Source organism: Cellulomonas alba (assembly GCF_030362835.1).
Classification (GTDB): domain Bacteria; phylum Actinomycetota; class Actinomycetes; order Actinomycetales; family Cellulomonadaceae; genus Cellulomonas; species Cellulomonas alba.
On record NZ_JAUCGQ010000002.1, the window covers coordinates 462,034 to 487,558 of the forward strand.

22 protein-coding genes are annotated in these 25,525 nt (G+C 75.0%); 17 read left to right on the forward strand and 5 right to left on the reverse strand.

The window, feature by feature from the left end; all coding sequences use genetic code 11:
- Positions 1 to 29: 29 nt before the first annotated feature.
- Genes QRT04_RS14825 through QRT04_RS14835 form a run of 3 tightly spaced genes read left to right on the forward strand, consistent with a single transcriptional unit; the run spans position 30 to position 4,737 of the window.
- Positions 30 to 1,052, forward strand: coding sequence for a 3-oxoacyl-ACP synthase III (locus tag QRT04_RS14825; protein ID WP_289456295.1), 1,023 nt, complete (start codon positions 30 to 32; stop codon positions 1,050 to 1,052).
- Entirely contained in the window at positions 1,049 to 3,769 is a 2,721-nt protein-coding gene (locus QRT04_RS14830; protein WP_289456296.1) for an alpha/beta fold hydrolase, read from the forward strand. Before QRT04_RS14825 ends, QRT04_RS14830 begins: the two co-directional genes overlap by 4 nt.
- On the forward strand, positions 3,766 to 4,737 hold the full coding sequence (locus QRT04_RS14835) for an NAD-dependent epimerase/dehydratase family protein (RefSeq protein WP_289456297.1): 972 nt from the start codon (positions 3,766 to 3,768) through the stop codon (positions 4,735 to 4,737). The genes QRT04_RS14830 and QRT04_RS14835 overlap by 4 nt, the downstream gene beginning before the upstream one ends.
- 25 nt (positions 4,738 to 4,762) lie before the next feature.
- Here QRT04_RS14835 and adhP read toward each other — a convergent pair whose 3' ends face one another.
- Entirely contained in the window at positions 4,763 to 5,791 is a 1,029-nt protein-coding gene (gene adhP / locus QRT04_RS14840; protein WP_289456298.1) for an alcohol dehydrogenase AdhP, read from the reverse strand.
- A 153-nt stretch (positions 5,792 to 5,944) separates the two neighbouring features.
- Here adhP and QRT04_RS14845 point away from each other — a divergent pair, with 153 nt between their 5' ends.
- From QRT04_RS14845 to QRT04_RS14880, 8 genes are all read left to right on the forward strand, one after another.
- A complete protein-coding gene (locus QRT04_RS14845) occupies positions 5,945 to 7,060 on the forward strand; it encodes a histidinol-phosphate transaminase (RefSeq protein WP_289456299.1) in 1,116 nt (371 codons plus the stop codon).
- Positions 7,061 to 7,110: 50 nt separating this feature from the next.
- On the forward strand, positions 7,111 to 7,722 hold the full coding sequence (gene hisB, locus QRT04_RS14850) for an imidazoleglycerol-phosphate dehydratase HisB (protein ID WP_289456301.1): 612 nt from the start codon (positions 7,111 to 7,113) through the stop codon (positions 7,720 to 7,722).
- A gap of 49 nt (positions 7,723 to 7,771) precedes the next feature.
- Complete coding sequence (locus QRT04_RS14855; protein ID WP_289456302.1) at positions 7,772 to 8,296, forward strand: hypothetical protein; 525 nt, start codon at positions 7,772 to 7,774, stop codon at positions 8,294 to 8,296.
- 260 nt (positions 8,297 to 8,556) lie between these two features.
- Positions 8,557 to 10,224, forward strand: a complete 1,668-nt coding sequence (locus QRT04_RS14860) for a cellulase family glycosylhydrolase (protein ID WP_289456303.1) — start codon at positions 8,557 to 8,559, stop codon at positions 10,222 to 10,224.
- 20 nt (positions 10,225 to 10,244) lie between these two features.
- Positions 10,245 to 11,411, forward strand: coding sequence for a GH12 family glycosyl hydrolase domain-containing protein (locus tag QRT04_RS14865; protein WP_289456305.1), 1,167 nt, complete (start codon positions 10,245 to 10,247; stop codon positions 11,409 to 11,411).
- A gap of 213 nt (positions 11,412 to 11,624) precedes the next feature.
- Positions 11,625 to 12,272 (forward strand): imidazole glycerol phosphate synthase subunit HisH, encoded by a 648-nt coding sequence (gene hisH, locus QRT04_RS14870; RefSeq protein ID WP_289456307.1) that lies wholly within the window; start codon positions 11,625 to 11,627, stop codon positions 12,270 to 12,272.
- Positions 12,273 to 12,300: 28 nt separating this feature from the next.
- Entirely contained in the window at positions 12,301 to 13,041 is a 741-nt protein-coding gene (gene priA / locus QRT04_RS14875) for a bifunctional 1-(5-phosphoribosyl)-5-((5-phosphoribosylamino)methylideneamino)imidazole-4-carboxamide isomerase/phosphoribosylanthranilate isomerase PriA (protein ID WP_289456308.1), read from the forward strand.
- 2 nt (positions 13,042 to 13,043) lie between these two features.
- Positions 13,044 to 13,775 (forward strand): SseB family protein, encoded by a 732-nt coding sequence (locus tag QRT04_RS14880; RefSeq protein WP_289456380.1) that lies wholly within the window; start codon positions 13,044 to 13,046, stop codon positions 13,773 to 13,775.
- A gap of 94 nt (positions 13,776 to 13,869) precedes the next feature.
- Here the strand turns inward: QRT04_RS14880 and QRT04_RS14885 are convergent, their stop codons facing one another.
- Positions 13,870 to 14,487 (reverse strand): hypothetical protein, encoded by a 618-nt coding sequence (locus QRT04_RS14885; RefSeq protein ID WP_289456309.1) that lies wholly within the window; start codon positions 14,485 to 14,487, stop codon positions 13,870 to 13,872.
- A gap of 201 nt (positions 14,488 to 14,688) precedes the next feature.
- Here QRT04_RS14885 and QRT04_RS14890 point away from each other — a divergent pair, with 201 nt between their 5' ends.
- On the forward strand, positions 14,689 to 16,152 hold the full coding sequence (locus QRT04_RS14890) for an MFS transporter (RefSeq protein ID WP_289456311.1): 1,464 nt from the start codon (positions 14,689 to 14,691) through the stop codon (positions 16,150 to 16,152).
- Here the strand turns inward: QRT04_RS14890 and QRT04_RS14895 are convergent.
- Positions 16,133 to 16,510, reverse strand: a complete 378-nt coding sequence (locus QRT04_RS14895) for a DUF1844 domain-containing protein (RefSeq protein ID WP_289456312.1) — start codon at positions 16,508 to 16,510, stop codon at positions 16,133 to 16,135. The two genes, QRT04_RS14890 and QRT04_RS14895, sit on opposite strands and share 20 nt — an antisense overlap.
- Before the next feature lie 475 nt (positions 16,511 to 16,985).
- Between QRT04_RS14895 and infC the strand changes: the two genes are divergently transcribed.
- The 4 genes from infC to QRT04_RS14915 all read left to right on the forward strand — a co-directional run bounded on the left by infC (position 16,986) and on the right by QRT04_RS14915 (position 19,618).
- Complete coding sequence (gene infC / locus QRT04_RS14900) at positions 16,986 to 17,921, forward strand: translation initiation factor IF-3 (RefSeq protein ID WP_289456381.1); 936 nt, start codon at positions 16,986 to 16,988, stop codon at positions 17,919 to 17,921.
- Positions 17,922 to 18,010: 89 nt separating this feature from the next.
- Complete coding sequence (gene rpmI / locus QRT04_RS14905; protein ID WP_013883985.1) at positions 18,011 to 18,205, forward strand: 50S ribosomal protein L35; 195 nt, start codon at positions 18,011 to 18,013, stop codon at positions 18,203 to 18,205.
- Positions 18,206 to 18,268: 63 nt separating this feature from the next.
- Entirely contained in the window at positions 18,269 to 18,655 is a 387-nt protein-coding gene (gene rplT / locus QRT04_RS14910) for a 50S ribosomal protein L20 (protein WP_289456314.1), read from the forward strand.
- A 186-nt stretch (positions 18,656 to 18,841) separates the two neighbouring features.
- On the forward strand, positions 18,842 to 19,618 hold the full coding sequence (locus QRT04_RS14915) for a YwiC-like family protein (RefSeq protein ID WP_289456315.1): 777 nt from the start codon (positions 18,842 to 18,844) through the stop codon (positions 19,616 to 19,618).
- 20 nt (positions 19,619 to 19,638) lie between these two features.
- Here the strand turns inward: QRT04_RS14915 and QRT04_RS14920 are convergent, their stop codons facing one another.
- Together QRT04_RS14920 and QRT04_RS14925 are read right to left on the reverse strand one after the other, a co-directional pair.
- Complete coding sequence (locus QRT04_RS14920) at positions 19,639 to 22,020, reverse strand: glycosyltransferase (RefSeq protein ID WP_289456316.1); 2,382 nt, start codon at positions 22,018 to 22,020, stop codon at positions 19,639 to 19,641.
- A gap of 5 nt (positions 22,021 to 22,025) precedes the next feature.
- Positions 22,026 to 23,468 carry a glycosyltransferase family 29 protein gene (locus QRT04_RS14925; RefSeq protein ID WP_289456317.1) on the reverse strand — a complete coding sequence of 481 codons (1,443 nt, stop codon included), beginning with the start codon at positions 23,466 to 23,468 and terminating at the stop codon, positions 22,026 to 22,028.
- Positions 23,469 to 23,745: 277 nt separating this feature from the next.
- Between QRT04_RS14925 and QRT04_RS14930 the strand changes: the two genes are divergently transcribed.
- Positions 23,746 to 25,515: a glycosyltransferase family 4 protein gene (locus tag QRT04_RS14930; RefSeq protein WP_289456318.1), complete on the forward strand. Its 1,770-nt coding sequence runs from the start codon at positions 23,746 to 23,748 to the stop codon at positions 25,513 to 25,515.
- Positions 25,516 to 25,525 lie beyond the last annotated feature (10 nt).

Consider the following 25,525-nt stretch of genomic DNA (forward strand, 5'->3'; position numbering starts at 1 on the left):
TCCGGTCGACCGGAAGGGGCACCTGCAACGTGATCGGTAACGCCACGTTCCACCACCACGACGTCGCGCTCCTCGCGGTGACGGCGATCGAGGCGCCCGTCGTGGTGCCGTCGAGCGCCTTCGACGACCGCCTGGCCGCGACCCTGCGCCGGCTGCGCCTCCCGAAGGGTCTGCTGCGCCGCGTCGCGGGCGTGCACGAACGCCGGTGGTGGGACGCCGGCCAGACGTTCGACGACGCGGCGATCGCAGCGGCCGCGAAGGCGCTGGCCGAGGCGGGTGTCGACCCCGACGCCGTCGGCCTGCTGATCAACACGTCCGTGAGCCGCGCGCACCTCGAGCCGTCGGTCGCCTCGCGCATCCACGACGGCCTCGGACTGCCGTCGCGCGCGCTGAACTTCGACATCACGAACGCGTGCCTCGGTTTCGTCAACGGCATCACGCTCGCTGCGCAGCTGATCGACGCGGGTCAGATCCGGTACGCGGTCGTCGTCGACGGGGAGGACCCGCAGGCGACGCAGGAGGCGACGCTCGCGCGGCTGGACGACCCGTCGAGCACGCGCGAGGACTTCCTGCGCGAGTTCGCGACCCTGACGCTGGGCGCGGGGGCCGCGGCGGCGGTGCTGGGTCCCGCGTCGCTGCACCCTGGTGCGCACCGCCTGGTGGGCGGCGTCTCGCGCGCGGCGACGCAGCACCACGACCTGTGCGTCGGCAGCCTCGACGGCATGCACACCGACCCGCAGGGGCTGCTCGACGGCGGCCTCGAGCTCGTGGTCGACGCGTGGCGCGAGGCCGACCCCATCCTCGACTGGTCGTCCGCCGACCGCTTCGTCACGCACCAGGTGTCGAAGATCCACACGAGCTCGATCATCGACGCGATCGGACTCGACCCGGCCAAGGTGCCGACCACGTTCCCGCGCTGGGGCAACGTCGGTCCGGCCTCCCTGCCGATGACGCTGGTCGCGGAGGCCGACTCGCTCTCGACCGGCGACCGCGTGGTGTGCATGGGCGTGGGCTCCGGGCTGAACACGGCGATGACGGAGATCGTCTGGTGACGTCCGACCCTGCGCGGCGCTCCGCTCCGGCGACGCCGCCCCCTGCCGGCCTGCCCGGGCTCGACCCGCGATGGTCGCGCGTCGTCGACGCGGCGGGCTCGTCGTGGCACGTGCTCGACAACGGCCCGACGCTCGCGGCCGAGCCCGTCGGGACGCTGCTGGCCGTGCACGGCAACCCGACGTGGTCCTACCTCTGGCGCACCCTCGTCGCGGCGGGCGCGCGGGCGGAGCGGCCGTGGCGCGTCGTGGCCGTCGACCAGCTCGGCATGGGGTTCTCGGCGCGCGACGAGCGCGTGCGCGCGCTGGCCGAGCGGGTCGCGGAGCTCGGCGCGCTGACCGAGGCGCTCCAGCTCACCGGGCCGGTCGTCACCGCAGGTCACGACTGGGGCGGGGTCGTCAGCCTCGGGTGGGCGGTGGCGCACCGCGACGCGCTCGCGGGCGTGGTGCTGCTCAACACGGCGGTCCACCAGCCGCTGCACGAGCACCCGCCCATCGCGCTGCGGCCCGCGATGGTGCCGGCGCTGCGGCGGCTGGTCACCGTGACGACCCCGAAGTTCCTCGACACGACGCTCGCGCTCGCGCACCCGCGGCTCGACCGCGAGCGGCGCGCCGCCTTCCGTGCGCCGTACCTCGAGGCAGCGCGCCGGGAGGCGATCGGCGACTTCGTCGCCGACATCCCGGCGGTCGCGGGTCACGTGAGCCGGCCCGCGCTCGACGTGGTCGCGGACGGCGTGCGCGGCCTCGACGTCCCGGCGCTCCTGCTGTGGGGCGCGCGCGACCCCGTCTTCTCCGACCGGTTCCTCGACGACCTGCTCGACCGCCTGCCGCACGCCGACCTGCACCGGTTCCCGCGCGCCGGGCACCTCGTCGCGGAGGACGTCGACATGGCGGGTGCGGTGATGCACTGGCTCGACGTGCGCGGCCTCGGGCTCGACGCATCCGCCGAGCCGGCGGCCATGGGCGGCCGGCACCGCGCGCCGGACGTCGCCGAGCCGGCGGCGCTCGCCGGGGGCCACGCGGGCGTCGCCCCGGCGACGCCCGACCCTGTCGTCCCCGCGCCAGACGCCATCGAGCCCGCGGCCGCGACGCCCGCCCCTCCCGGCCCGTGGCGCCCGATGACGGCGGTGCTCGACGAGCGCGCCGGCGACCCGGGCCTCGCCCTCGTCGAGCTCCGCGGCGGGACCAGCCGCCACGTGTCCTGGCGGTTGCTCGCCCGGCGCGTCGACGAGCTCGCGCGCGGCCTCGCGACGCTCGGGATCCGCCCGGGCGACCGTGTCGCGGTGCTCGTGCCGCCGGGTGCCGACCTGACGGGCGTGCTGTACGCGTGCCTGCGGCTCGGCGCGGTCGTCGTGGTCGCGGACGCCGGGCTCGGCGTGCAGGGCCTGTCGCGCGCGGTGCGGTCCGCACGCCCGAAGGCCGTCGTCGGCATCGAGCGTGCGCTGCTCGCCGCGCGGACGCTGCGGTGGGCGCCGCTCCTGGTGGCCTCCGGCCCCGTGCACCGGGGCGTGCGCGAGGCGCTGGGCGTCGACGCGACGCTGGCCGAGGTCGCGGACCTCGGGAGGGCCGGCGACGGCGAGCTGCCGACCCCCGCGCCGGACGACGAGGCGGCCGTCCTGTTCACGTCCGGCTCGACCGGCCCGGCGAAGGGTGTCGTGTACACGCACCGCGGCCTCGCGGCGATGCGCGACGCCGTCGCCGCGACGTACAGCATCGGGCCGGGGTCGCCGTTCGTCGCCGCCTTCGCGCCGTTCGCGCTGCTCGGCCCGTCTCTGGGCGCGACGAGCGTGAGCCCCGACATGGACGTGACCGCACCGCGGACGCTGACGGCCGCGGCGCTCGCGGAGGCGGTGCGGGCGGTCGACGGAGCAGTCGTCTTCGCGTCACCCGCCGCGATCGCGGGCGTTCTCGCCACGGCGGACGCGCTCGGCGCGGACGAGCGCTCGGCGCTCGGCGCGGTGCGGACGTTCCTGTCGGCGGGCGCACCCGTGCCGCGCGCGCTGCTCGAGCGGCTGGCGACGCTGCTGCCGGCCGCACGGCTGCACACGCCGTACGGCATGACCGAGATGCTGCCGGTCACGGACGTGTCGCTCGACGAGCTCGTCGACGCGGGCGACGGCGACGGCGTGTGCGTCGGTCGTCCGGTCGCGGGTGCGCGGGTCGAGATCAGCGCTCTCGACGCCGAGGGCGCGGCAACGGGCACACCGTCGACCGAACCTGGGCTGACGGGCGAGATCCTCGTGACGGGGCCGCACCGCAAGGCGCGGTACGACCGGCTCTGGCTCACCGAGCAGGCGTCCTCGCGCGATGCCGGCCGGCACCGCACGGGCGACGTCGGCCACCTGGACGCGACCGGCCGCCTGTGGGTCGAGGGAAGGCTCGACCACGTGGTCGTCACCGCCCAGGGTGTGCTGACGCCGGTCGGGATCGAGCAGCGCGTCGACGCGCTGGGCGGGGTCGCGCGCTCCGCCGCGGTCGGCGTGGGACCGCGCGGCACACAGCAGCTCGTGGTCGTCGTCGAACCCGACGAGAGCGTCCACGTCGCGGGTGTCCTCGCGGACGAGGGCACCGCGGCGGCCGTGCGCGCCGTCACGCCGCACCCCGTCGCGGCCGTGCTCGCGCGGCGCCGGCTGCCCACCGACGTGCGGCACGACTCGAAGATCGACCGGGCGGCGCTCGCGCACTGGGCCGAAGGCGTCCTGTCGGGGCGGCGGGCGTGACGCGCGTCCTCGTCACCGGCGCGAGCGGCATGCTCGGCGGCGCGACGGCTCGGGCGCTGCTGGCCGCGGGCCACGACGTCCGCACCTTCCAGCGGCGGCCGTCGGGCGTCGCCGGGGTCGACGACGTCCGCGGCGACCTCACCGACCCCGCGGCGGTCGGCGCCGCGGTGGACGGCTGCGACGCCGTGGTCCACCTGGCCGCGAAGGTCACGATCACGGGCCCGGAGGCGGAGTTCCACCGCGTCAACGTCGGCGGGACGAGGCTCCTGCTCGACGCGGCACGCGCCGCGGGCGTGGGGCGGTTCGTCCAGGTCAGCTCGCCCTCGGTCGCCCACGTCGGGCGGTCTCTCGTCGGCGCGCCCGCCGGGCCGGCCGAGCCCGAGCGCGCGCGTGACCCGTACGCCCGCACCAAGGCCGAGGCCGAGCTGCTCGCGCTCGCGGCCGACGCGCCGGGCTTCCGGGTGATCGCGGTGCGCCCGCACGTGGTGTGGGGGCCGGGCGACACGCAGCTCGTCGGGCGCATCGTCGACCGGGCCCGCGCCGGCCGGCTGCCCGTGCTCGGAACAGGCGCGCCGCTCATCGACACGACGTACGTCGACAATGCGGCGGACGCGCTCGCCGCCGCGGTCGCGGCCCCCGAGGGCTCCTTCGGCGCGGCCTACGTCGTCAGCAACGGCGAGCCGCGGCCCGTGCTCGAGCTGGTCCGGGACATCTGCCGTGCGTGCGGCGCGCCGGAGCCGTGGCGGCGCGTCCCCGCGCCGCTGGTGCGCGCCGCGGGCGCCCTGCTCGACACCGCGTGGGCGCACCTCCCGCTGCCGGGGGAGCCGCCGATCACGCGGTTCGTCGCCGAGCAGCTCTCGACCGCGCACTGGTTCGACCAGCGGACGACGCGCGAGGCGCTCGGCTGGGCCCCGCGCGTCTCGCTCGACGAGGGGATCGCGCGGCTCGCGGCGGCGTCGCGCCGCTGACCGTCAGGCCGCCGTCAGGCCGTCGTCAGGCCATGTCCATGACGACGCGGCCGTCGATGTGGCCCTCCTCCATCTCGTGGAAGATGTCGTTGATGTCGGCCATCGGCCGCACCGTGAACGTCGGGTCGACCTTGCCGCGCGCGAAGAAGTCGAGCGCCTCCGCCATGTCCTTGCGCGTGCCGACGATCGACCCCCGGATCGTGAGGCCGAACAGCACGGTCGTGAAGATGTCGAGCGGGAACGACTCGGGCGGCAGGCCGACGAGCGATACCGTCCCTCCGCGGCGCAGGGCCCCGACGGCCTGCGGGAAGGCGTGCGCGTTGACCGCCGTCACGATCGCACCGTGCACCCCTCCACCGGTCGCCGCCTGGAGCTCGCCGGCCGGGTCGTCCGACGTGGTCGCGTTCACCACGACCTCGGCGCCGTGCTTGCGCGCGAGCGCGAGCTTGGCGTCGTCGACGTCGATCGCCGCGACCCGGCGGCCCATCGCGACCGCGTACTGGACGGCGATGTGCCCGAGACCTCCGATGCCGGAGACCAGCACCCACTCGCCGGGCTTCGTGTCCGTGACCTTGAGGCCCTTGTAGACCGTCACGCCGGCGCACAGGATCGGCGCCGCCGCCGCCAGGTCGACGCCGTCCGGGATCCGCGGGCAGTACCGCGCGTCCACGAGCATGAACTGGCCGAACGACCCGTCGACCGCGTAGCCGCCGTTCCGCTGGTTCGGGCAGAGCGTCTCCCACCCGGTCTGGCAGTACTCGCACTCGCCGCACGCCGACCAGAGCCAGGCGTTGCCGACCCGGTCGCCGACGTGGACTCGCGTGACGCGGTCTCCGACTGCGACGACGGTTCCCGCGCCCTCGTGGCCCGGGACGAAGGGCGGCACGGGCTTGACGGGCCAGTCGCCCCGTGCGGCGTGCAGGTCGGTGTGGCACACGCCCGAGTACTCCACCCTGACCAGGGCCTCGTGCGGCCCGGGCTCAGGTACGGGCAGGTCGGCGATCTCGAGCTCGTCGGTGAACGAGCGGACGACTGCGGCCTTCATGGTTGACATCGCGTCCTCCTCTGTCGCTCAGGGGCGCGCCGTCGCGTCCCTCTCTTCGACGCTAGGAACCGGGCTCGGCGGCGGACAGGGCCGATGGTCCCCGCGCGAGCGCGACGCTGGACGCGCCGGAAACCGCTGCCGCGGGCTTCGTAGAATCGCCACGTGACCGCCGACCTCGCCCGTCCCGCCCTGCCGCTGCGCCCCGAGCTGGCCGGGCTCGAGCCGTACGGCGCTCCGCAGCTGGACGTGCCGCACCGGCTCAACGTCAACGAGAACCCGTACGCGCCCTCGGAGCAGGTCGTCGCCGACATCGCGGCAGCCGTGGCCCGCGCGTCGACGGACCTCAACCGGTACCCCGACCGCGACTTCGGCGACCTCCGCGCGGACCTCGCGGCGTACCTGCGGGCCGAGTCGGGCGTCGCGCTCGACCCCGCGCAGCTGTGGGCCGCCAACGGCTCGAACGAGATCATGCTCCACGTGCTGCAGGCGTTCGGCGGACCGGGCCGCACCGCGATCTCGTTCGCGCCGACGTACTCGATGTACCCCGAGTACGCGCGCGACACGAACACCGGATGGGTGGTGGGCCGCCGCGACGAGGACTTCAGCCTCGACCCCGCCGTCGCACGCGACGCGATCGCGGAGCACACGCCGTCCGTCGTCCTGCTCGCGAGCCCCAACAACCCGACGGGCACGGCCCTCCCGTTCGCGACCGTCGAGGCGGTGCTCGACGCCGCGGCGCGCGTGCCGGGCGGGTGCGTCGTGGTGGTCGACGAGGCGTACGGCGAGTTCCGCCGCCGGGGCACGCCGTCCTCGCTCGAGCTCCTCGCCGACCACCCGCACCTCGCGGTGAGCCGCACCATGTCGAAGGCGTTCGGCCTCGCGGGTGCGCGGGTCGGCTACCTCGCGGCCGCGACGCCGTTCGTCGACGCGCTGCGCGTCGTCCGGCTGCCGTACCACCTGTCGGCCGTGACGCAGGCCGTCGCGCGTGCCGCGCTGGCGCACTCCGCCGAGCTGATGGCGCAGGTCGGCTCACTGCGCGACGAGCGCGACGCGCTGGTCGGCTGGCTGCGCGAGCGCGGGCTGCGGGTCGCGGACTCCGACGCGAACTTCGTGCTGTTCGGGGTGTTCGACGACCGGCGCGCGATCTGGCAGGGTCTGCTCGACCGCGGCGTCCTGATCCGCGAGGTCGGCCCGGCCGGGTGGCTGCGCGTCTCGGTCGGCACCCCGGCAGAGACGCAGGCGTTCAAGGACGCGCTGGTCGAGGTGGCAGCACTGTGAGCGCGACGGCCGAGGGCCGGCGGACCGGTGGAACTGGAGACGGAGGAACCGTGAGCCCGACGAACCGGCGCACCGCGCGGATCGAGCGCACGACGAGCGAGAGCAGCGTCGTGGTCGAGCTCGACCTCGACGGCACCGGCCGCACCGACATCTCGACGACGGTGCCGTTCTACGACCACATGCTCACCGCGCTGGGCAAGCACTCGCTCATCGACCTCACGGTCAAGGCGACCGGCGACACCCAGATCGACGCGCACCACACGGTCGAGGACGTCGCGATCTGCCTCGGCGAGGCGCTGCGCGAGGCGCTCGGCGACAAGCGCGGCATCTCGCGGTTCGGCGACGCGACCGTGCCGCTCGACGAGGCGCTGGCGCAGGCCGTGGTCGACGTCTCCGGGCGCCCGTACCTCGTGCACACCGGTGAGCCGGCCGGGCAGGAGTACCACCTGATCGGCGGGCACTTCACGGGCTCGCTGACGCGGCACGTGCTCGAGTCGATCGCGCACCACGCGGCCTTCTCGATCCACGTCCGCGTGCTCGCGGGCCGCGACCCGCACCACATCGTCGAGGCGCAGTTCAAGGCGCTGGCTCGTGCTCTGCGCTCGGCGGTCGAGCTGGACCCGCGCGTGGAGGGGATCCCCTCGACCAAGGGGGCACTGTGAGCGCGCCGGAGGCCGCGGCGCGGCCGCAGGTTCGCGAACCGGGGTCACTGTGAGCGCGCCGGAAGACGACGACGGCGTCGTCGTCCCCGACGACCTGTCGTCGCTCACGGGCGAGGTTCCGGACGACCTGTCCGCACTGACGGGCGACGAGGCTCCGAGCGTCGCGCTCGTCGTCACGCAGGTCGCGCTGCCCGAGCCGCTCGCCGCTGCGTGCGCACTCGCCAAGGTCGACGTCGACGTCGTGCCGTCGCCGGTCGGTGCGATCGCGGTGCTGCGCGAGCCGGCGCAGGCCGCGGACGGCGCGCAGGCGGTGTCGCGCCTGCTGCGTCAGTCGCCGGTGGTGCTGCTCGAGCGCCGCAGCGAGGCGATCGCCGCCTCGCAGTGGGCGAACGGCGAGCGCGGTGCCGACCTGCCTCCGGGGCTCGTGCTGTCGGACGCGCCTTCCGTGCTCGAGGACCTGCTGCTCGGCTCGGTCGCTCCGGCGGAGCTCGACGGCGTCGTGACGAGCGTCGGGCTGTCGCGGTGGCGCGCGACGCGCATCCTCGCGGCGGGCGTCCGCCGCGGTCGTTCCTGAGGCAGCCGCGACCGGCCTGTCGAGCCGCCGTGCGGCCGACGGGGACCGCGCGCGCCCGCGCGACATCGAAACGTTCTCAGCGACCGCCGACGAGTTCCGCAACTGGATCGTTTAGGCCGTGTCCGGGCGTCGTGCGCCGGTGCTTGCATGGCCGGGCTTCTCCCAGCCCTGCCGCGCTCCCGGGGACCGCCCACCGCTCGACGTCGAGCGGGGCCACGCCTGTCGCGCGGTGAGGCGCCACCTCATCGACAGGAGCGTCCATGACAAGCAAGAGACGCGGCGTCGTCGCGCGGCTGGTCGGGGCGGCGGTCGTGCTCGCCCTCGCCGGCAGCGCCGTCGTCGCACTGACCGAGACGAGCGCGACCGCCGCCCAGGCGACCGGAACCGGAACGGGCTACCTGCGCACGTCGGGCAGCAAGATCGTCGACTCGACCGGTGCGACCGTCCGCCTGACGGGCCTCAACTGGTTCGGCATGGAGACGGACAACCACACCTTCCACGGCTTGTGGGCGTCGGTCACGTGGAAGTCGCAGATGGATCACATGGCGGCGCTCGGCTACAACACGATCCGCGTGCCGTTCACGGGCGACTCCCTGCGCGACGGTGCGGCCGCGACCAGCGTCAACAGCAACACGAACCCCGACCTCGTCGGCCTCTCGCCCCTGCAGATCCTCGACAAGGTCGTCGACTACGCGGGCCAGCTCGGCATGCGCATCCTGCTCGACCGGCACCGCCCGAGCGCGGCCGGCCAGACGGCGCTCTGGTACACCTCGTCGGTCTCCGAGGCGAGCGAGATCGCCGACTGGCAGATGCTCGCCAAGCGGTACGCCAACAACCCGACCGTGATCGGCGCGGACCTGTTCAACGAGCCGCACGCCGACGGCACGGCCCCGAACGGCACGGGCTCGTGCTGGGGCTGCGGCGACACGGCGCGCGACTGGCAGCTCGCCGCTCAGCGCATCGGCAACGCGGTGCTCCAGGCCAACTCGAACTGGCTGATCGTCGTCGAGGGCGTCAGCTGCCCGTCCGGCGCGACCCCGAACGCGTGGGACAACGTGGCCGACGACCCGCTCGAGTGCGGCTGGTGGGGCGGCAACCTCACCGGCGTGGCGGCCCACCCCGTGGTGCTCAACACGGCGAACCGGCTCGTCTACTCGGACCACGACTACGGGATCTCGGTGTACGACCACCAGGACTGGTTCGACACCACGAAGCACCCGGACTTCCCGGCGAACCTGCCCGCGGTGTGGGACCACTTCTTCGGCTACATCGTCAAGCAGAACATCGCGCCCGTGCTGATCGGTGAGTTCGGCAGCACGCTGGCCGACTCGCGCGACGTGCAGTGGATGAAGTCGCTCGTGTCGTACATGCAGTCCAACGGCATGTCGTTCACGTACTGGTCGTGGAACCCGGACTCGGGTGACACCGGCGGCATCGTCCAGGACGACTGGTCGACGGTGAACCAGAACAAGCAGTCGATCCTGCAACCGGCCCTCGTCCCGCCGGTGAAGCCGGGCACCACGCCGAGCTCGTCGCCGACGCAGAGCCCGACGACGTCGACCACGCCGACGACGACCCCGACACCCACGACGACGCCCACCACGCCGCCGTCGGGCAAGTGCACCGCGACGGTCAAGGTCACCAACTCGTGGCCCGGCGGCTTCCAGGCCGAGATCGCCGTGAAGAACACGAGCTCGGCCGCGGTCAACCCGTGGTCGGCGACGTTCCAGCTGCCGTCGGGCGACACCGTCCAGAGCGGGTGGAACGCGACCTACACGCAGAGCGGCACGACCGTGACGGCCAAGGCGCCCGACTGGTCCACGTCGCTCGCGGCCGGCGCCACGGTGACCCTCGGGTTCGTCGGGAACGGCCCCAGCTCCACCCTGCCCACCACCGGCGTGACGCTCGCCGGCGCCGCGTGCTCGTGACAGACGGAAGGCGACCCTCCATGAACAGGTTCCTCAAGGCGATCGGCATCGCCACGCTCCTCGGAGTGCTCACCGCGATGGGCGCGGTGTTCTTCGCGGGACAGGCGAGCGCGGCCGGTCAGATCTGCGAGCAGTACGGCAGCACCTCGATCCAGAGCGGCCGCTACATCGTGCAGAACAACCGTTGGGGCACGTCCTCGACGCAGTGCATCACGCCCACGACCTCGGGCTTCACGGTCGACCAGGCCGACGGCTCGGTCGCCACGAACGGCGCGCCCAAGTCGTACCCGTCGGTCTACTACGGGTGCCACTACGGCAACTGCTCGACCAACGGCGACATCCTGTCGCCGAACGGCCTGCAGGCGTCCAGCTCGGCGTTCTCGCGGATCTCGACGAGCGTGTCGATGACGTACCCGAGCTCCGGCACGTACGACGCGTCGTACGACATCTGGTTCAACAAGTCGCAGCCGACGGCCACGACGGGCCAGAACGACGGCGCGGAGCTGATGGTGTGGCTCAACCACACGGGCTCCATCCAGCCGATCGGCTCGAAGGTCGGCACCGCGAGCATCGCGGGCGCGACGTGGGACGTCTGGTACGGCAGCTCGGGCTGGAACGTCATCTCGTACGTTCGCCAGCAGCCGACGTCGTCGGCCAGCTTCTCGGTCGCGAGCTTCTGGAGCGACGTCGTGTCGCGTGGCTACGGCTCGACGAGCTGGTACCTGACGAGCATCCAGGCCGGCTTCGAGCCCTGGGTCGGGGGCGCGGGCCTCGCGGTGACGAACTTCTCGGTGACGACGGACGGCGCCACGCCGCCGCCCACCTCGAACCCGCCGACCTCGAACCCGCCCACCTCGAACCCGCCGACGTCGAACCCGCCGTCGGGCAGCGGCTGCTCGGCGAGCCTCCGCGTCGACAGCACGTGGCAGGGCGGCTTCCAGGCGACGGTCACGGTGACGAACAACGGCTCGTCGGCGATCTCGGGCTGGCGCACGGCGTTCTCGCTGCCGAGCGGGGCGTCGATCTCCAACCTCTGGAACGGCACCGCGACCACGAGCGGCTCGTCCGTCACGGTGACGAACGCGTCGTACAACGGCAACGTGGCGGCCAAGGGCTCGACGACGTACGGCTTCACGGGCAACGGCACGGCGCCCAGCGGCGCCACGCCCACCTGCTCCCCGTCGTGACGATGTCCTGACGGCGCGAGCCCGGCCGGTGCGGAGCCGGGCGAGCGCGACGACCGGGCCCCGGTGCCACCCTCGGGTGGTGCCGGGGCCCGGCTCGCGTCCGGGGGACACCGGCGTGCGGCGTCCGAGCGGTGCCCTGAGCCACCCGGCCGAGGCCGTCTCGCGGTGCGGCGCCCCGTCCGGCCCGCGAGACCACGCCGGTAACCTGGACGCATGCCCTCCGCCCCCCACGTCGTCGTGCTCGACTACGGGTTCGGCAACGTCCGGTCCGCGGTCCGCGCGCTCGAGCGCGTGGGTGCGCAGGTCGAGCTGACGGCGGACAAGGGCGCGGCGCTCGCGGCCGACGGTCTCGTGGTGCCGGGCGTCGGCGCGTTCGCGGCGTGCATGGCGGGGCTGCGCGAGGTCGGTGGCGACCAGGTCGTCGACCGGCGGCTCGCGGGCGGCCGGCCCGTGCTCGGCATCTGCGTCGGCATGCAGGTGATGTTCGCCGAGGGAGTCGAGCACGGCGTGCGCGCCGACGGCCTGGGGGAGTGGCCCGGCGTCGTCGACCGCCTCGAGGCCGAGATCGTGCCGCACATGGGCTGGGCCACCGTCGAGCCGCCCGAGGACTCCGTCCTGTTCGCCGGCCTCGCCGGCGAACGCTTCTACTTCGTCCACTCGTACGCCGCCCGCGAGTTCCCGCTGCTCGACGAGGCGGTGGGCTCGCCGCTCGAGCCGCCGCGCGTCACGTGGGCCGACCACGGCGGCCGCTTCGTCGCTGCCGTCGAGAACGGCCCGCTCGCTGCGACCCAGTTCCACCCCGAGAAGTCCGGCGACGCCGGCGCGCAGCTGCTGAGCAACTGGCTCGGCACGCTGCGCTGACGCCTACACCACCCCCGGGAGACCGCGCATGTCCGACCGCCTCGAGCTGCTGCCCGCCGTCGACGTCGCCGACGGCCAGGCCGTCCGCCTGGTGCAGGGCGAGGCCGGCTCGGAGACGAGCTACGGCGACCCGCTGACGGCCGCGCTGGACTGGTACGAGGGCGGCGCCGAGTGGATCCACCTCGTCGACCTCGACGCGGCGTTCGGGCGCGGCTCGAACGCGCCGCTCCTCGCCGAGGTCGCGGCCGAGCTCGCCGGCAAGGGGGTCAAGGTCGAGGTGTCGGGCGGCATCCGCGACGACGCCTCGCTCGAACGCGCGCTGTCGACCGGCGCGACGCGCGTCAACCTGGGCACGGCGGCGCTCGAGGACCCGGAGTGGACGGCGCGCGTCATCGCCAGCCACGGCGCCCAGGTCGCGGTCGGGCTCGACGTGCGCGGCACGACGCTCGCGGCACGCGGCTGGACCCAGGAGGGCGGCGACCTCTGGGAGGTGCTCGCGCGCCTCGACGACGCCGGCTGCGCGCGCTACGTCGTCACGGACGTGACGAAGGACGGCACGCTGCGCGGCCCGAACGTCGAGCTGCTCCGCGAGGTGTGCGCGCGGACGTCCGCGCCGGTCGTCGCGTCGGGCGGCGTGTCGAGCCTCGAGGACCTGCGCGCGCTGCGCGAGCTCGTCCCGTCGGGCGTCGAGGGCGCCATCGTCGGCAAGGCGCTCTACGCGGGCGCGTTCACGCTCCCGCAGGCGCTGGACGTCGCCGGGCGGCCGTGACCGTGGCGGGTCGCGAGCTGCCGCCCACGTCACGCTTCGCGGGCGACGACGGCACGGCCGACCCGCGCGTCGCCGCGGTCCTGGCGGACCACGCCGCGGGCCGGGCGGACGTCGCCGACGTGGTGGCCGCGCTGGTCGGCGTGCGCGTGCTCGCACCGGTGCTCGCCGAGCTCGAGGCGACGGAGACGGTCGTCCACGACGGGCGCGAGCACACCGTCGACAAGGAGGCGTCGGCCGGCATCGTCGCGCTCCAGGCACCCGACGGCCGCACCGCGCTGCCGGTGTTCACGTCGGTCGACGCGATGCGTGCGTGGCGGCCCGACGCACGGCCGGTTCCGACGGACGTGCCGCGCGCCGCGCTCTCGGCCGTCAGCGAGGGCTGGGAGCTCGTCGTCGTCGACCCGGGCGGTCCCGTGACGGTGCTCGTGCCACGGCCCGCGGTCTGGGCGCTCGCGCAGGGCGCCGCGTGGGAGCCCGCAGTGCGCGGGGGAGCCGTCGCCGCCGACGTCCGCGACGCGGTCGCGGGTGCCGGTCGCGGCATCGCTGCGGTCGTGTCGGCGGACGCCGTCCCGGGCACGCGCGCCGAGGTCGCGGTGGTGTTGACACTCGTACCGGGGCTGGACCGTGCCGGGCTCGACGGCGTGCTCGCACGCGTGAACGCGGCGCTCGCGTCGGACGAGACGATCGCGCGCCGCGTCGACTCGCTGGAGCTACGGCTGCGCACCGCGGGGTGACCGCGGCTCGCGCCGGAAGGGGATGCGGGTGCGCCGCGGCTGACCTGCGCGCTCCAGCGCCGGGCGTGCCCCTCGGCCGACCGGCGCGTCCGGGTCAGCGCAGGGCGATCGCGTTCGCGATGCTCGCGATGCTCTTCGACACCGCGGACGACGCGGCCTTGACGGCGACCGCGAACCCGAGCGCCGCGACAGCGGTCGCCGCGACGGCCTGGCCGCCGAGGATCACGCGGTTGACGTCCACCGCGGGTCGCCAGTGGACGCCGCGGTCGTCGATCACGTAGACGCCGACGGCGCGCACGTGCACCGCGAAGCCTCCGCCGCCGCCGTGCCCGCTGCCGCTGCCGTGCCCGTGGCCGTGCCCGTGCGTGTGGTCGCCGTGCTGGTCGTCCGACGCGAGGTCCGCAGAGCCCTCGTCGGTAGCGAGCTCGGTCGCGTCGTCGTCCGCCGACGCCGTGACCCGGGCTGCTGCGCCGGGGCGGAAGCGACCGAGACCGCTCCGCTGGGCCCACAGCCCGATCGGCAGGCCGCCGTCGCCCTCACCCTCGCCCTCACCGCCGCCGGCACCCGTGCCGGTGGCGCCCCACACACGGGCGACGGGGATCACCGTGGCCCCGCCCCTCTCGTACGCCTCGCCGTACACGCGGCGCACGGTGAGCGCGTCCGCGGCGGTGGTCGTCAGCGATGTCGGGTCGAACTTGGGCGCGTCGGCCATGGCGGTCTCCAGGAGCGATGGTGGGTGACGGGCTCCGCCCAGCATGGCCCGCGCGACGCCCGAAGGCACCACGAAACGGGCGCCAGTTTCATCGGGGACCTCCACACGAGCGCCATCCGCGTCCCGGGATGTCGGCGAGGTCACCCGCCGGGGACCCGTCGCGCGGCCGCATCGCTCGCGCGCGGTTGCGACAATCGACGGATGTCCACCCCCTACTCGGCCGTGCTTCGCCTGCCCGGTGTCGCCCGGCTGTACGGCGTGGGCTTCGTCGCGCGCATCCCCGCGGCCATGGTGGGTGTCGTCCTGACGCTGCACGTCGTCTCCACGCTCGGTCACGGCTACGGGCAGGCAGGCGTCGTGAGCGGCGCCCTCACCGTGGGCATGGCGATCGGCTCGCCCTGGCGCGGGCGCCTCGTCGACCGTTTCGGGCTGCGCCGGGCGATCGCGCCGTCGGTGCTCGTCGAGTCCGCCGTCTGGCTCGCGGCGCCGCACCTCGCGTACTGGCCGCTCGTCGGTGCGGCGTTCGTCGCGGGGCTCTTCCTCGTGCCGGTGTTCTCGGTGACGCGGCAGTCGCTCTCGGTGCTCGTCCCGCTCGCGCGCCAGCGCGAGGCGTTCGCGCTGGACTCCGTCTTCGTCGAGCTGACGTTCATGCTGTCGCCGGTCGTCGGCGTGCTGCTCGCGACGCAGGTGTCGACGACCGTGGCGCTCACGGTGGTCGGCTCGCTGACCGTCGCCGCCGGCGCGCTCCTGATGTGGGCGAACCCGCCGACCCGGTCCGCGACCGCCGAGGGCGACGCTCCGGTCGTGCCCGCCGACGGCGCTCGCGAGCGGCTGCTCGGGCCCGCGCTCGTCGTGGTGCTGCTCGCGGCCGTCGCGGCGTCCTTCGTGCTGATCGGCACGGACGTGTCGCTGGTGGCCGCGCTGAACGGCCACGGGCGGGCGGCCGACGTCGGCTGGATGGTCGCGATCTGGGCCGGCGGCTCGGTGGTCGGCGGGCTGATCCACGGGGCGAGCCGACGGACGCCGTCGCCGCTGCTGCTCGTCGCGCTGCTCGGGCTCGCGACGGCGCCCGCCGCACTCGTCTCAGGCCCGGTGGGCCTCGCGATCGCCGTGTTCGTCGCCGGGCTGCCGTGCGCGCCCGCGCTCGCGTCGATCAACGCGGCGCTCGTCCGGATCGTGCCCGAGCACCGGCGCGGCGAGGTGATGGGGTGGAGCGGCACGATGTCGACCGTCGGCAACGCGCTCGGTGCCCCGATCTGCGGCATCGCGATCGACCGCGTCTCGCCCGGCGCCGGGTTCCTGACCGCGGCGGCGGTGGGCGGCGGCATCGCGGCCGCGGGGCTCCTTGCGCTGCGGTTCGTCGGCGGTGCGCCGGCGGGCGACGCGCAGGTCGAGGAGCGCGCCGTCGAGGCAGTGGCGACGGGGGACGGACCGGTGTCGCAGGCCGCTCCTGCGGGCGCGCCCGAGGGCGGCGCGCTCTCGCCCGAGGTCCCGGCGCCGCGACCGTACCCGGCCCTGGAGCTGGACGCGAGACCGCGCGACGCGGACGTGGCCGAGCCGGCCGCCGCGTCGCACGCGGTGGGCCGGGCCGGCCGCGCGACGCGCGTCCGCCGTGCGGCGGTGCGGACCCGGGCGCGCGCGGCGGTCAGACGACCGAGCCGGTGAACTTCTCGCCGGGGCCCTCGCCGGGCGCGTCGGGGTAGGCCGAGGCCTCGCGGAAGGCGAGCTGCAGCGAGCGCAGGCCGTCACGCAGCGACCGGGCGTGCTGGTTGCCGAGGTCGGGCGCCGACGCGGTGACGAGGGCGGCGAGCGCCGTGATGAGCTTGCGCGCCTCGTCGAGGTCCATGAGCTCGGAACCGGCCCCGTCCGGCCCGTCCTCCGCCAGGCCGCACTTCACGGCGGCTGCGCTCATGAGGTGGACGGCGGCGGTCGTGATGATCTCGACGGCGGCGACGTCGGCGATGTCGCGCACCGCCTGCGCCTCGGCGGTGGTGCTGCTGCTCTCGGGCTCGCTCGGGGACATGGTGCGATTCTCCCATCGCGCGGACGGCCGCCCCGACCGCCCCCGGGTCGGGCCTCGACCGGTTGGGCGGCGGGGCGGTCCGCCGGGAGGGCCAGCGGGAGGGGCAGCAGGGAGGGCCAGCAGGGAGGGCCGCCAGCGGGGACGGCGGCTTTCGTCTGGTAGCCTTGTTCGCTGACTGACCCGGGCCTCGTGCCCGGGCGCACAAGTGGAGACCTCTCCCACCTGGGTCCCGACCGCACGGCTCATGCACCACGAGTCGTCGACAGGGACCGGGTCCCAGCCCGTGGCCGGGCCGGCGCAGCCGGAACGGCACCGTCGGCGTGCTGCGTCACGCCGCGTGCGGGCTCGCCGAGGCCTCCTCCTGTGACCAGGACGGGGGCCTTCCTCGTTCCTGGCGGTCGATCACGACTCACCCGAGGAGCACCACATCAGCGAGCCCCGCATCAACGATCGGATCCGCGTCGCCGAGGTCCGCCTGGTCGGCCCGAACGGCGAGCAGGTCGGCATCGTCCGCGTGGAGGACGCCCTGCGCCTTGCCCAGGACGCCGACCTCGACCTGGTCGAGGTCGCACCCGACGCCCGTCCGCCCGTGGTCAAGATCATGGACTTCGGCAAGTTCAAGTACGAGGCGGACATGAAGGCGCGCGAGGCGCGTCGCAACCAGACCAACACGGTCCTCAAGGAGATCCGCTTCCGGCTCAAGATCGACCCGCACGACTACGGGACGAAGAAGGGCCACGTCGAGCGCTTCCTCAAGGCCGGCGACAAGGTCAAGGTCATGATCATGTTCCGTGGCCGCGAGCAGTCGCGCCCGGAGATGGGTATCCGCCTGCTGCAGCGTCTTGCCGACGACGTCGCGGAGCTCGGCTTCGTCGAGAGCTCGCCGAAGCAGGACGGCCGCAACATGATCATGGTGCTCGGCCCGGTCAAGAAGAAGGCGGAGCAGCGCAGCGAGCAGCGCCGCGCGGCGGCCGCTCAGGCGCCGCAGGCCGCCGAGGCTCCGGCCGCCGCTGCGCCGGCCCGCGCTGCTGCGGCTCCGGCCGCTGCTGCCCCGGCCGCCGCTGCCCAGGCCCCGGCCGCTGCCGCGCCGGCCCCCGTCGCTGCTGCCCCGGCCGCAGCTGCTCCGGCCCCGGCCGTCGCTGAGGAGGCTCCCGCCGCCGCTCCGGCGCCGGCCGCCGCTCCGGTCGAGGCCGCACCCGCCGCCGCGGCGCCGGCACCCACCGAGGCGCCCGCCACGCCGCGTCCGGCGGCTCGCGCCGCGGCCCCGCGTCCGTCCGCCCCGCGCCCCGCGGCGCCGCGTGCGGCCGCGTCGGGCACCGCGGCGACCCCCAAGCCGGTCCCGGGTGGCGCGCCGAAGCCGACGCCCCGCCCGACGCCTGCCCGACGGACGGCGCCCCCCGCGTCGAGCTGACCCAGAACCACGGACGCCGGCCCGCCCGACGTCCGCGAGAAACGAGCCGCACGGACCCGTGCGGCGAGAACGAAGGAGACACGGCAGCCATGCCGAAGAACAAGACGCACTCCGGTGCCAAGAAGCGCTTCCGGGTGACCGGGACCGGCAAGGTCATGCGCGAGCAGGCGAACGGCCGCCACCTGCTGGAGCACAAGTCGAGCCGCCGCACGCGCCGCATCGCCGGCGACGTGGTGGTCTCCGCCGCCGACACCCCCAAGATCAAGAAGCTGCTCGGCAAGTGATCCCGGCGGGCGCGCCCACCGCGCCCCCGGCTCACCTCGAGCCCTAGACGCAAGGAGCATCACGTGGCACGCGTGAAGCGGGCGGTCAACGCCCAGAAGAAGCGCCGTTCGACCCTGGAGCGCGCCAGCGGCTACCGCGGCCAGCGCTCGCGCCTGTACCGCAAGGCGAAGGAGCAGGTCACCCACTCCCTCGTGTACGCCTACCGCGACCGCAAGGTGCGCAAGGGCGACTTCCGCAAGCTGTGGATCCAGCGGATCAACGCTGCGGCGCGCGAGCAGGGCCTGACCTACAACCGCCTGATCCAGGGCCTCAAGCTCGCGGGTGTCGAGGTCGACCGCCGTCTGCTCGCCGAGCTGGCCGTGAACGACGCGCCGGCGTTCGCCGCGCTCGTCCAGGTCGCGAAGGACGCGCTGCCTGCGGACGTCAACGCTCCGAAGGCCGCTGCCTGAGCGGCAGCCCCGCCTGACCGTCGACGCCCCCGTCACCCTCGTGGTGGCGGGGGCGTCGTCGTGCCGGGACGAAGGTCCGGGCCGCCGGAGCGGCACCGCCGTGATGCTCGGCGCATGGTCGGCGTGACGGCGGCTCCGGAGCCAGGGACGAAGAGTGCGCCGCGGCGACGGCGCGGTCCCGGGTGGGTGCCGCGCGAGCACGGGGCGTGGGCGATGCTCGTGGTACCCGTCGTGGTCGGCGCCGTCGTGGGTGGCCCCGCCTGGCGGCACGTGCTGCTGCTCGCGGCGTGGCTCGCCGCGTACCTGGCGTTCCACGCCACGGCGCTGTGGCTGCGTGCGTCGCGCCGGCCCCGGTACCTGGCGCCGGTGCGGGCGTACGCCGCGGCGACCGCCGTGCTCGGCGTCGCGCTCGTGGCGAGCGCGCCGAGCCTGCTGGGGTGGGCGCCGGTGTACGCGGTGCTGCTCGCCGTGAGCCTGCGGTGCTCGGCGCGACGCGCGGACCGGTCCTGGCTGAACGACGGCGTCACCGTGCTGGCCGCGGCGCTCATGGCGGTCGTCGCCGCGGGGCTCGGGACCCACGGGTCGACGCGCGGGTCGTGGCTGGTGCCCCCGGGGGGCGCGGATGCGGGCGCATGGGCGGTCGCGGGCGTGGTGGGCGCCTACTTCCTCGGGACGGTGCCCTACGTGAAGACCCTGCTGCGGGCACGGGGCAGCGTCGCGGTGCTCGCCGTCTCGCGGGCGTACCACGCGCTCCTGCTCGTCGTCGCGGCGGTACTGGCGGCGACGGGTGTCCTGCCGCCCGTGGTCGGGTGTGTGCTCGTCGCGGTGGCGCTCGGGCTGCTGGTGCGCGCGGTCGTGGTGCCGCGTCGCCGTCCGTGGCCCTCCGCGCGGGCGATCGGCCTCGGGGAGGTCGCGGCCACCGTGGTGGTCACCGCCGCCGCGCTCGCGGTCGCGCTCGCCTGAGGGTCGCCGAGGGCGGCGCCTCACATCGAGGCGACGAACGGCCCCAGCGTGTCGAGCGTCGCCGCGAGCAGTGACTCGCGGACCGCGTGCACGTCCCGGCGGTAGGCGTCCGGCCGGTCGAGCACGTCCGTCGTCAGCTCGGTGAGGCGACGGCCGAGGTCGCGGTCGTCGACGCGGACGCCCCACTCGGGGTGCCGGACGTCGTCGAGGAAGTACTGCAGCTTCGGGTGCGAGACGAGGCTCACGATCGGCGTGCCGAGCCCGATCGGGATCATGCCCGCGTGGCCCCGCATGCCGATGACGAGCGCGGCGGCGCGGAGCAGCGCGGTCGTCGTCTCGATGCCGAGCCGGAAGAAGCTGTCGACCGGGACGCGCGTGCCGTGCTCGCGGTACAGGTCGATCGCGATGCGCTCGTCCGGGATGGTGTGCGCGGCGACGCGCACGTGCGCGCGGCCCTCGACGGCTCGCACGAACCGGTCGATCTCCCGCAGGAAGCGCGGGTAGTCGTCCTTGAACCGCAGAGCCGAGCGGTCGTACGCGACGTTGAGGTACACCACCGGGGCATCCGCCCGCGGCGCGGGCTCGGGCGTCATCGGGTCGGCGAACCTCGGGTCGCCCAGCAGGCCGAGGACCGTCGTCGGGCACGGGAGGTAGGTGACGCGGTCGGCGAGCGACGGCGGCAGCAGGTCGCGGACGCGCTCGATCGAGCCGTGGTTGCGCAGGCCCACGAATGCCGCCCGCTCGACGACCCCCACGAGCGACTCACGGAACCGGCTCCCGACGAAGCGCTGTCCCTCGAACACGTTGTAGCCGACCGCCACGAGCCCGAGCGGCACGTCGAGCCGGTCCAGGCTCGCGTCCGGCACGTTCCACTGCCAGCCGGAGTTCCCGTTGGGCGCGGTGTCCGGCAGGAACAGGCCGCCGCCGCCGACGAGCAGGCCGCGCGTCTGGTTGACCCGCTCGACGGCGTCGTCGTCGAGCACCTGGTGCACGTGCAGGCCCTCCCACGACGAGACGGCGCGCACGTGCGAGACGGCCGCGCGCACCGCGACGGGCAGCAGCAGGTCGCCGTAGTTGCCGAGGTCGTCGACGTAGAACGCGGCGTGCGCGAGCGGGACGCCGCCCGGGTCGGTGGGGGAGTCGACGCCCGCGTCGGCCCGGGGGCGCCCCGCGCGGGCGTGCACGAGGCGAGCCTTGTGCCGCAGCGGGTCGAGCGCGAGCGTCTCGCGCGCCTGCGCGCGGGCGGTCTCGAGGTCGTTGACGGTCCACGCGATCTCGGCGAGCAGCAGGTGCGCGTCGGCTGCCCGCGGCCCGGTGACGGCCGTCGTGGCGAGCACGCGCGCGTCGTCGTAGCGGGAGACCGCGACGTACGCCTGCGCGAGTGCGAGCGCGTAGTCGGCGTCGAGCCGGCCGTGCTCGAGGGCGCGGCGCTCGAGGAGCTGCGCGGCGCCGGCGAAGTCGCCCGCCTCGCGCAGGCGCTGCGCGGCGGGCAGCACGTCCTCGCCCCGCGCGGCGAGCTCGGGTGAGGGCGCGCCGGCGTGGCCCGCGCCGTCGCGGAGCTGCCGGGCGCGCTCCTTGTAGTACGTCGCACGCGCGGTCGACGCGAGGTGGCCCTGCTCCGCGAGGTCGCCGACGGCGGCGAGGAAGTCGGCGTCGGGCAGGTCGTACGCGTCCCAGCGGTCCTCGAGCAGCCGGTAGCCGTGCTCGCCGCCGTCCCAGGGCTTGAACTTGCCGGTGAAGTGCAGGATCGCCACGTCCGCCGGCGCCGCGTCGCCGCGCTTGGTCGCGCGCTTGACCCAGTTGAACCGGCGGGGCAGGCGCACGTAGTCGCCGTCGAGCGCCGCGGTGAGCACGCCCTGGTCGTGGCGGTCCAGCTCGTAGGCGCCGCTCTCGCCGATCGCGTCGAGCCCGTCGGCGAAGGTGCCGTCCGTGAGCGAACCGTCGATCACGAGCAGGCCGCTGTTGAGCTTGCGGCCGCCGTCCGCGTCGAACAGCTGGGGCACCGCGGCGAGCGGTGCGTCGAGCTCGAACAGCTCGTCGAGCCGGTCGAGCACGACCATGTCGGTGTCGAGCGTGACGAGCGTGCGGTATCCGGTCAGGCGGAACGCGTCGAGGATGAAGTACGCCTTCGTGTACAGGTAGTTCGACGCGTCGCCCTTGACGTAACGCTCGTAGCGCGCGGCGTCGACGCGCACGAACCGGAGGTCGGGACGCAGTGCGAGCGCGCGCGACACGTGCGCGGGGTCGAGGCCGTCGTGGAGCACCACGAAGTCCGCGTCGAGGTCGGGGTTCGTCAGCGTCAGGCTCTTGAGCAGCACGACGAAGCCGGGGAAGTAGGCGTCGTCGACGAACGACACGAAGGCGCGCGGGCCGCGGGCCGCGTCGGAGGTCGGCTGGGTCATCGTCGTCACCTCAGGCTGATCGTGATGTCGGTGGCGGAGACGGCGCGATCCATCACCCACGCGCGTTCCGCGTCATACGAGTGGGCGGCGGCGACCGGCAGGTGCATCGCCTGGTCGAGGCGGTACGCGCCGCCGGCGTAGAAGTCGAAGCCGACCAGGTCGATCGCGGTGCTGACGTCGAGGAAGTCGATCAGCCGCAGCACGTTGAAGCCCGTGGTCGGCACCTTGAAGCGGAGGCGGTCCTCCTCGGAGAACAGCGTCCGGGCCGGCCAGCGCAGCGACTCGTCGCCGAGGAACCGTTGGGCGTGCGGGTCGACGTGCGCGACGACGGACGTCCGCCAGAGGTCGCGCTTGCCGCTGAACACGAGCCGGACGTCGACCGGGTGCGACCAGTTGAAGTCGTGCAGGTGGATCGTCGCGTGGAGGTTCGTGCGGGTGCCGGTGTGCGGTGCGTCGAGCCGGAACGAGTTGAACCGGACCACGACGTCGTGCTCGTCGACGAAGCCGCCCACGCGGTGCTCGAGCAGCCGGGCGGAGTTCGCGACGAGGCAGACCGACCGGCCGGCGAGGTACTCGCGCAGGCCCGAGAGGTCGAGGGTCCGCAGCAGCACCGCGTCGTCCGCGGAGAGGCGGCCGGCGTCGGGCGCACGGCGGGCGCGCACCACGGCGTCGACGAGCGGCTCGACGGCGTGCAGGGGCTCGCCTGCGGTGACCGTCCGCGCGAGCACCGCGTCGAACGTCGCGCCGAACCCCGGCGAGGGTCGCTCGTGCGCGGTCGCGCGGCGCACGCTCGCGAGCGCCGCGGCGAACACCGGCACCACGGACCCGGTCGAGGCGCCCGCTGCGAGCGCCGCCTCCGCCCGCGCCCAGCCGTCGACGAGGTCGTCGACGGTCACGCCGGCCGCGAGCTCCGCGAGCTCGGCGTCGAGGGTGGCCGCACGCTCCGGGTTGTCCCATGCGCCGACGTCGGCGTGGCCCAGCGTGATCCGTTCGCCCGTCAGCTGGGCGTACCGCGTCGCCGCGTCCTGGGCGCCGGCGAAGTCGCCCGTGGCGTCGAGCGCGTGCGCGAGGCCGCGCCAGCTCGCCTGCGACGCGGGCCGCGAGGCCGCCAGCAAGCGGAAGACGTCGGCCGCGAGGGTCGTCTCGCCGGCGGCGCGGGCCGCCTCGCCGACGTCGAGCAGCGCGGAGAACGCGCCGGGCAGCGCGTGCCACGGCAGCACGCCGACGGTGACGCCCGCCGACCGCAGGGCGCTGCGCCGGGACTCGCCGAGCGTCTGCGCGTGGGCGAGCGCCGCCTGGGTGAGCTGCACACGCTCGAGCCGCGAGCTCGCCGAGACCGCGGTCGCCGTCGCGGTGACGCTCGACGTCACGTCCGCGTGCCGGAGGTTGAGCCGCAGGTGCGGCGTCAGGCGCCCGCGCCGCGCGACGCGGCGGAGCGTGCCACGCACCGCTCGCACGAGCGATGCCCGCACGCGCCTCAGCGCTGCGCGCCCCCTGCGGCGTACCTGGTTCACGGGCGCCCTCCCGACGTCGCGGTCCGGCCGGCGATCGGCTCGGACGCGCCGGATGCTAGGCGGCGCAGGTGGACGGCGGCCGACCTCCAGGCGACGTGTGTGGCCGGCACCCGAATGCGGCGTGAACAGTTCCGGCCCCACCCTGCAGCGGTGCTCGCGACGGCGCGCGGCGTGGGCATGCTGACCCGACGGCACGCACCGGTGGGGAGAGATGAACGGCTCGACGACGGCGGCGGAGAACCCCGCGGGCTACGACGTCGCGTACCTGACGATGTACGTCGGCCGGCGCGACAGCGGCATCGGTTTCACCGACCGGTTCTACCTCGACGCGCTCTCGCGGTCGGCGCTCAGCACCCTCGTCGTCGGCAACGCGCTGCCGCCCGAGTACCCGGGCGACGGGCTCGCGTACACGAGCTCTGCCGCGCAGCACCGGACGAGCGGCGTGCGCCTGCATCTCGTCAACGGCTTCGGCTCGTACGTGACTCACCAGCGGACGGGGTGGTTCCCGGAGCACTCCGGGTCGCACAAGGTCGCGATCCTCCACGAGGAGCCCGAGGCGTTCGACTTCTACGCGACGGACGTCTGGAACCGCGCGCACGTGCGCGACGTGCTGATGCCGGCGCAGGACGACTTCGTGTTCGTGTCGCGGCGGGCGCGCGACCGGTGGTCGGACGAGGCCGGGCTCGCGCCCGAACGGACGTTCGTGCTGCCGAACACCTGCGCCGAGGAGGGGCGGATCGCGGCCGAGCTCTCGGGTCGCGAGCGTCGCTCGCTGCGCGCCGAGCTGGGGATGCCCGCCGACCGGTTCGAGCTCGCTGTGGTCGGGACCGTGCAGCCGCTCAAGGCGCAGCTCGACGTCCTCGCGGCTGTCCGGCAGCTGCGCGCACGGCGGCCGGACCTGCCCGTGCACGTGAGCGTCGTGGGCCGCGTGCGGGACGCGCCGTACGGCGCCGAGCTCGAGCGGGCCGTCGCCGCGGGGCTCGTCGACGCGGTGACCCTCGTCGGCGAGGTGCCGAAGGCGACCGCGCTGCGCCACATCGCGGCCGCCGACTGCCTCGTCCTCGCGTCGCGCTCCGAGTCGATGCCGCTCGTGCTCCTCGAGGCGATGCTGCTCGGCACGCCTGTGGTGGCGACGCGCGTCGGCGGCGTCCCCGAGGTCCTCGACGACGCACAGGCGTGCCTCGTGGAGCCAGCCGACGTCGAGGCGCTCGCGGCGGGCATCGAGCGCGCGGCGGACGACTCGGCGTGGGCGACGGGACTCGCCGACGCGGCGCGGGCTCGCTACTGGGCGGAGTTCTCGAACCACCGGTTCCGCGGGCGGTTCGACGCGCTGCTGCACGAGCTGGCGGCCCGCGCCGGCATCTCGGCGGCGCCGGCGCCCGTCGCGGAGCTCGACGGTGTCCGGCTGAACGTCTCGGAGCAGTCGGGCCGTCGCGTGCTCGACGTGGCCGGGGAGCCGCGGGGCGACGCCGTCGCCGTGCGGGCGACGCTCGCGGCGTGGCACGCGGAGCGCCCGCTCGACGAGGTCCGGTGGCGTACGGCAGGTGTCGGGCTCGCGACGCAGCTGGCGCTCGCGGCGCCCGTCGCGCGGCTGGGCCTCGAGGTGACCGGCGCGACCCCCGAGTCGCTCGTGCTCGAGCGTGCGGCCGCGACGCCGTGGGTGACGCGGGCCGAGCACCTCGCGTACGTCGGTGCCGCGGCGCACGAGGCGGAGTACGGCCGGCACGTGCGGATGTCGCGTCGGCGCGACCGGGCGCGGGCCGACGCGGAGCTCGCGGCGGCGCGGCGCGCGGCGGAGGCCACGCCGCGTCGCGGACGGGTCTCCCTCGCGCGGCTCGTGCGTCGGCGACTCGCACGCGCGGTCCGACGCGTGCGAGCGCTGCGTCCGTCGCCCGTGCCGCGCGCGGCCCCCGCTGTCGCGACGCCGGCGTCGACGCACCCGGGCGGCGAGCCCGCGTCCGAGGCGGCGGCGGGTCGCTGATCCGGAGGCA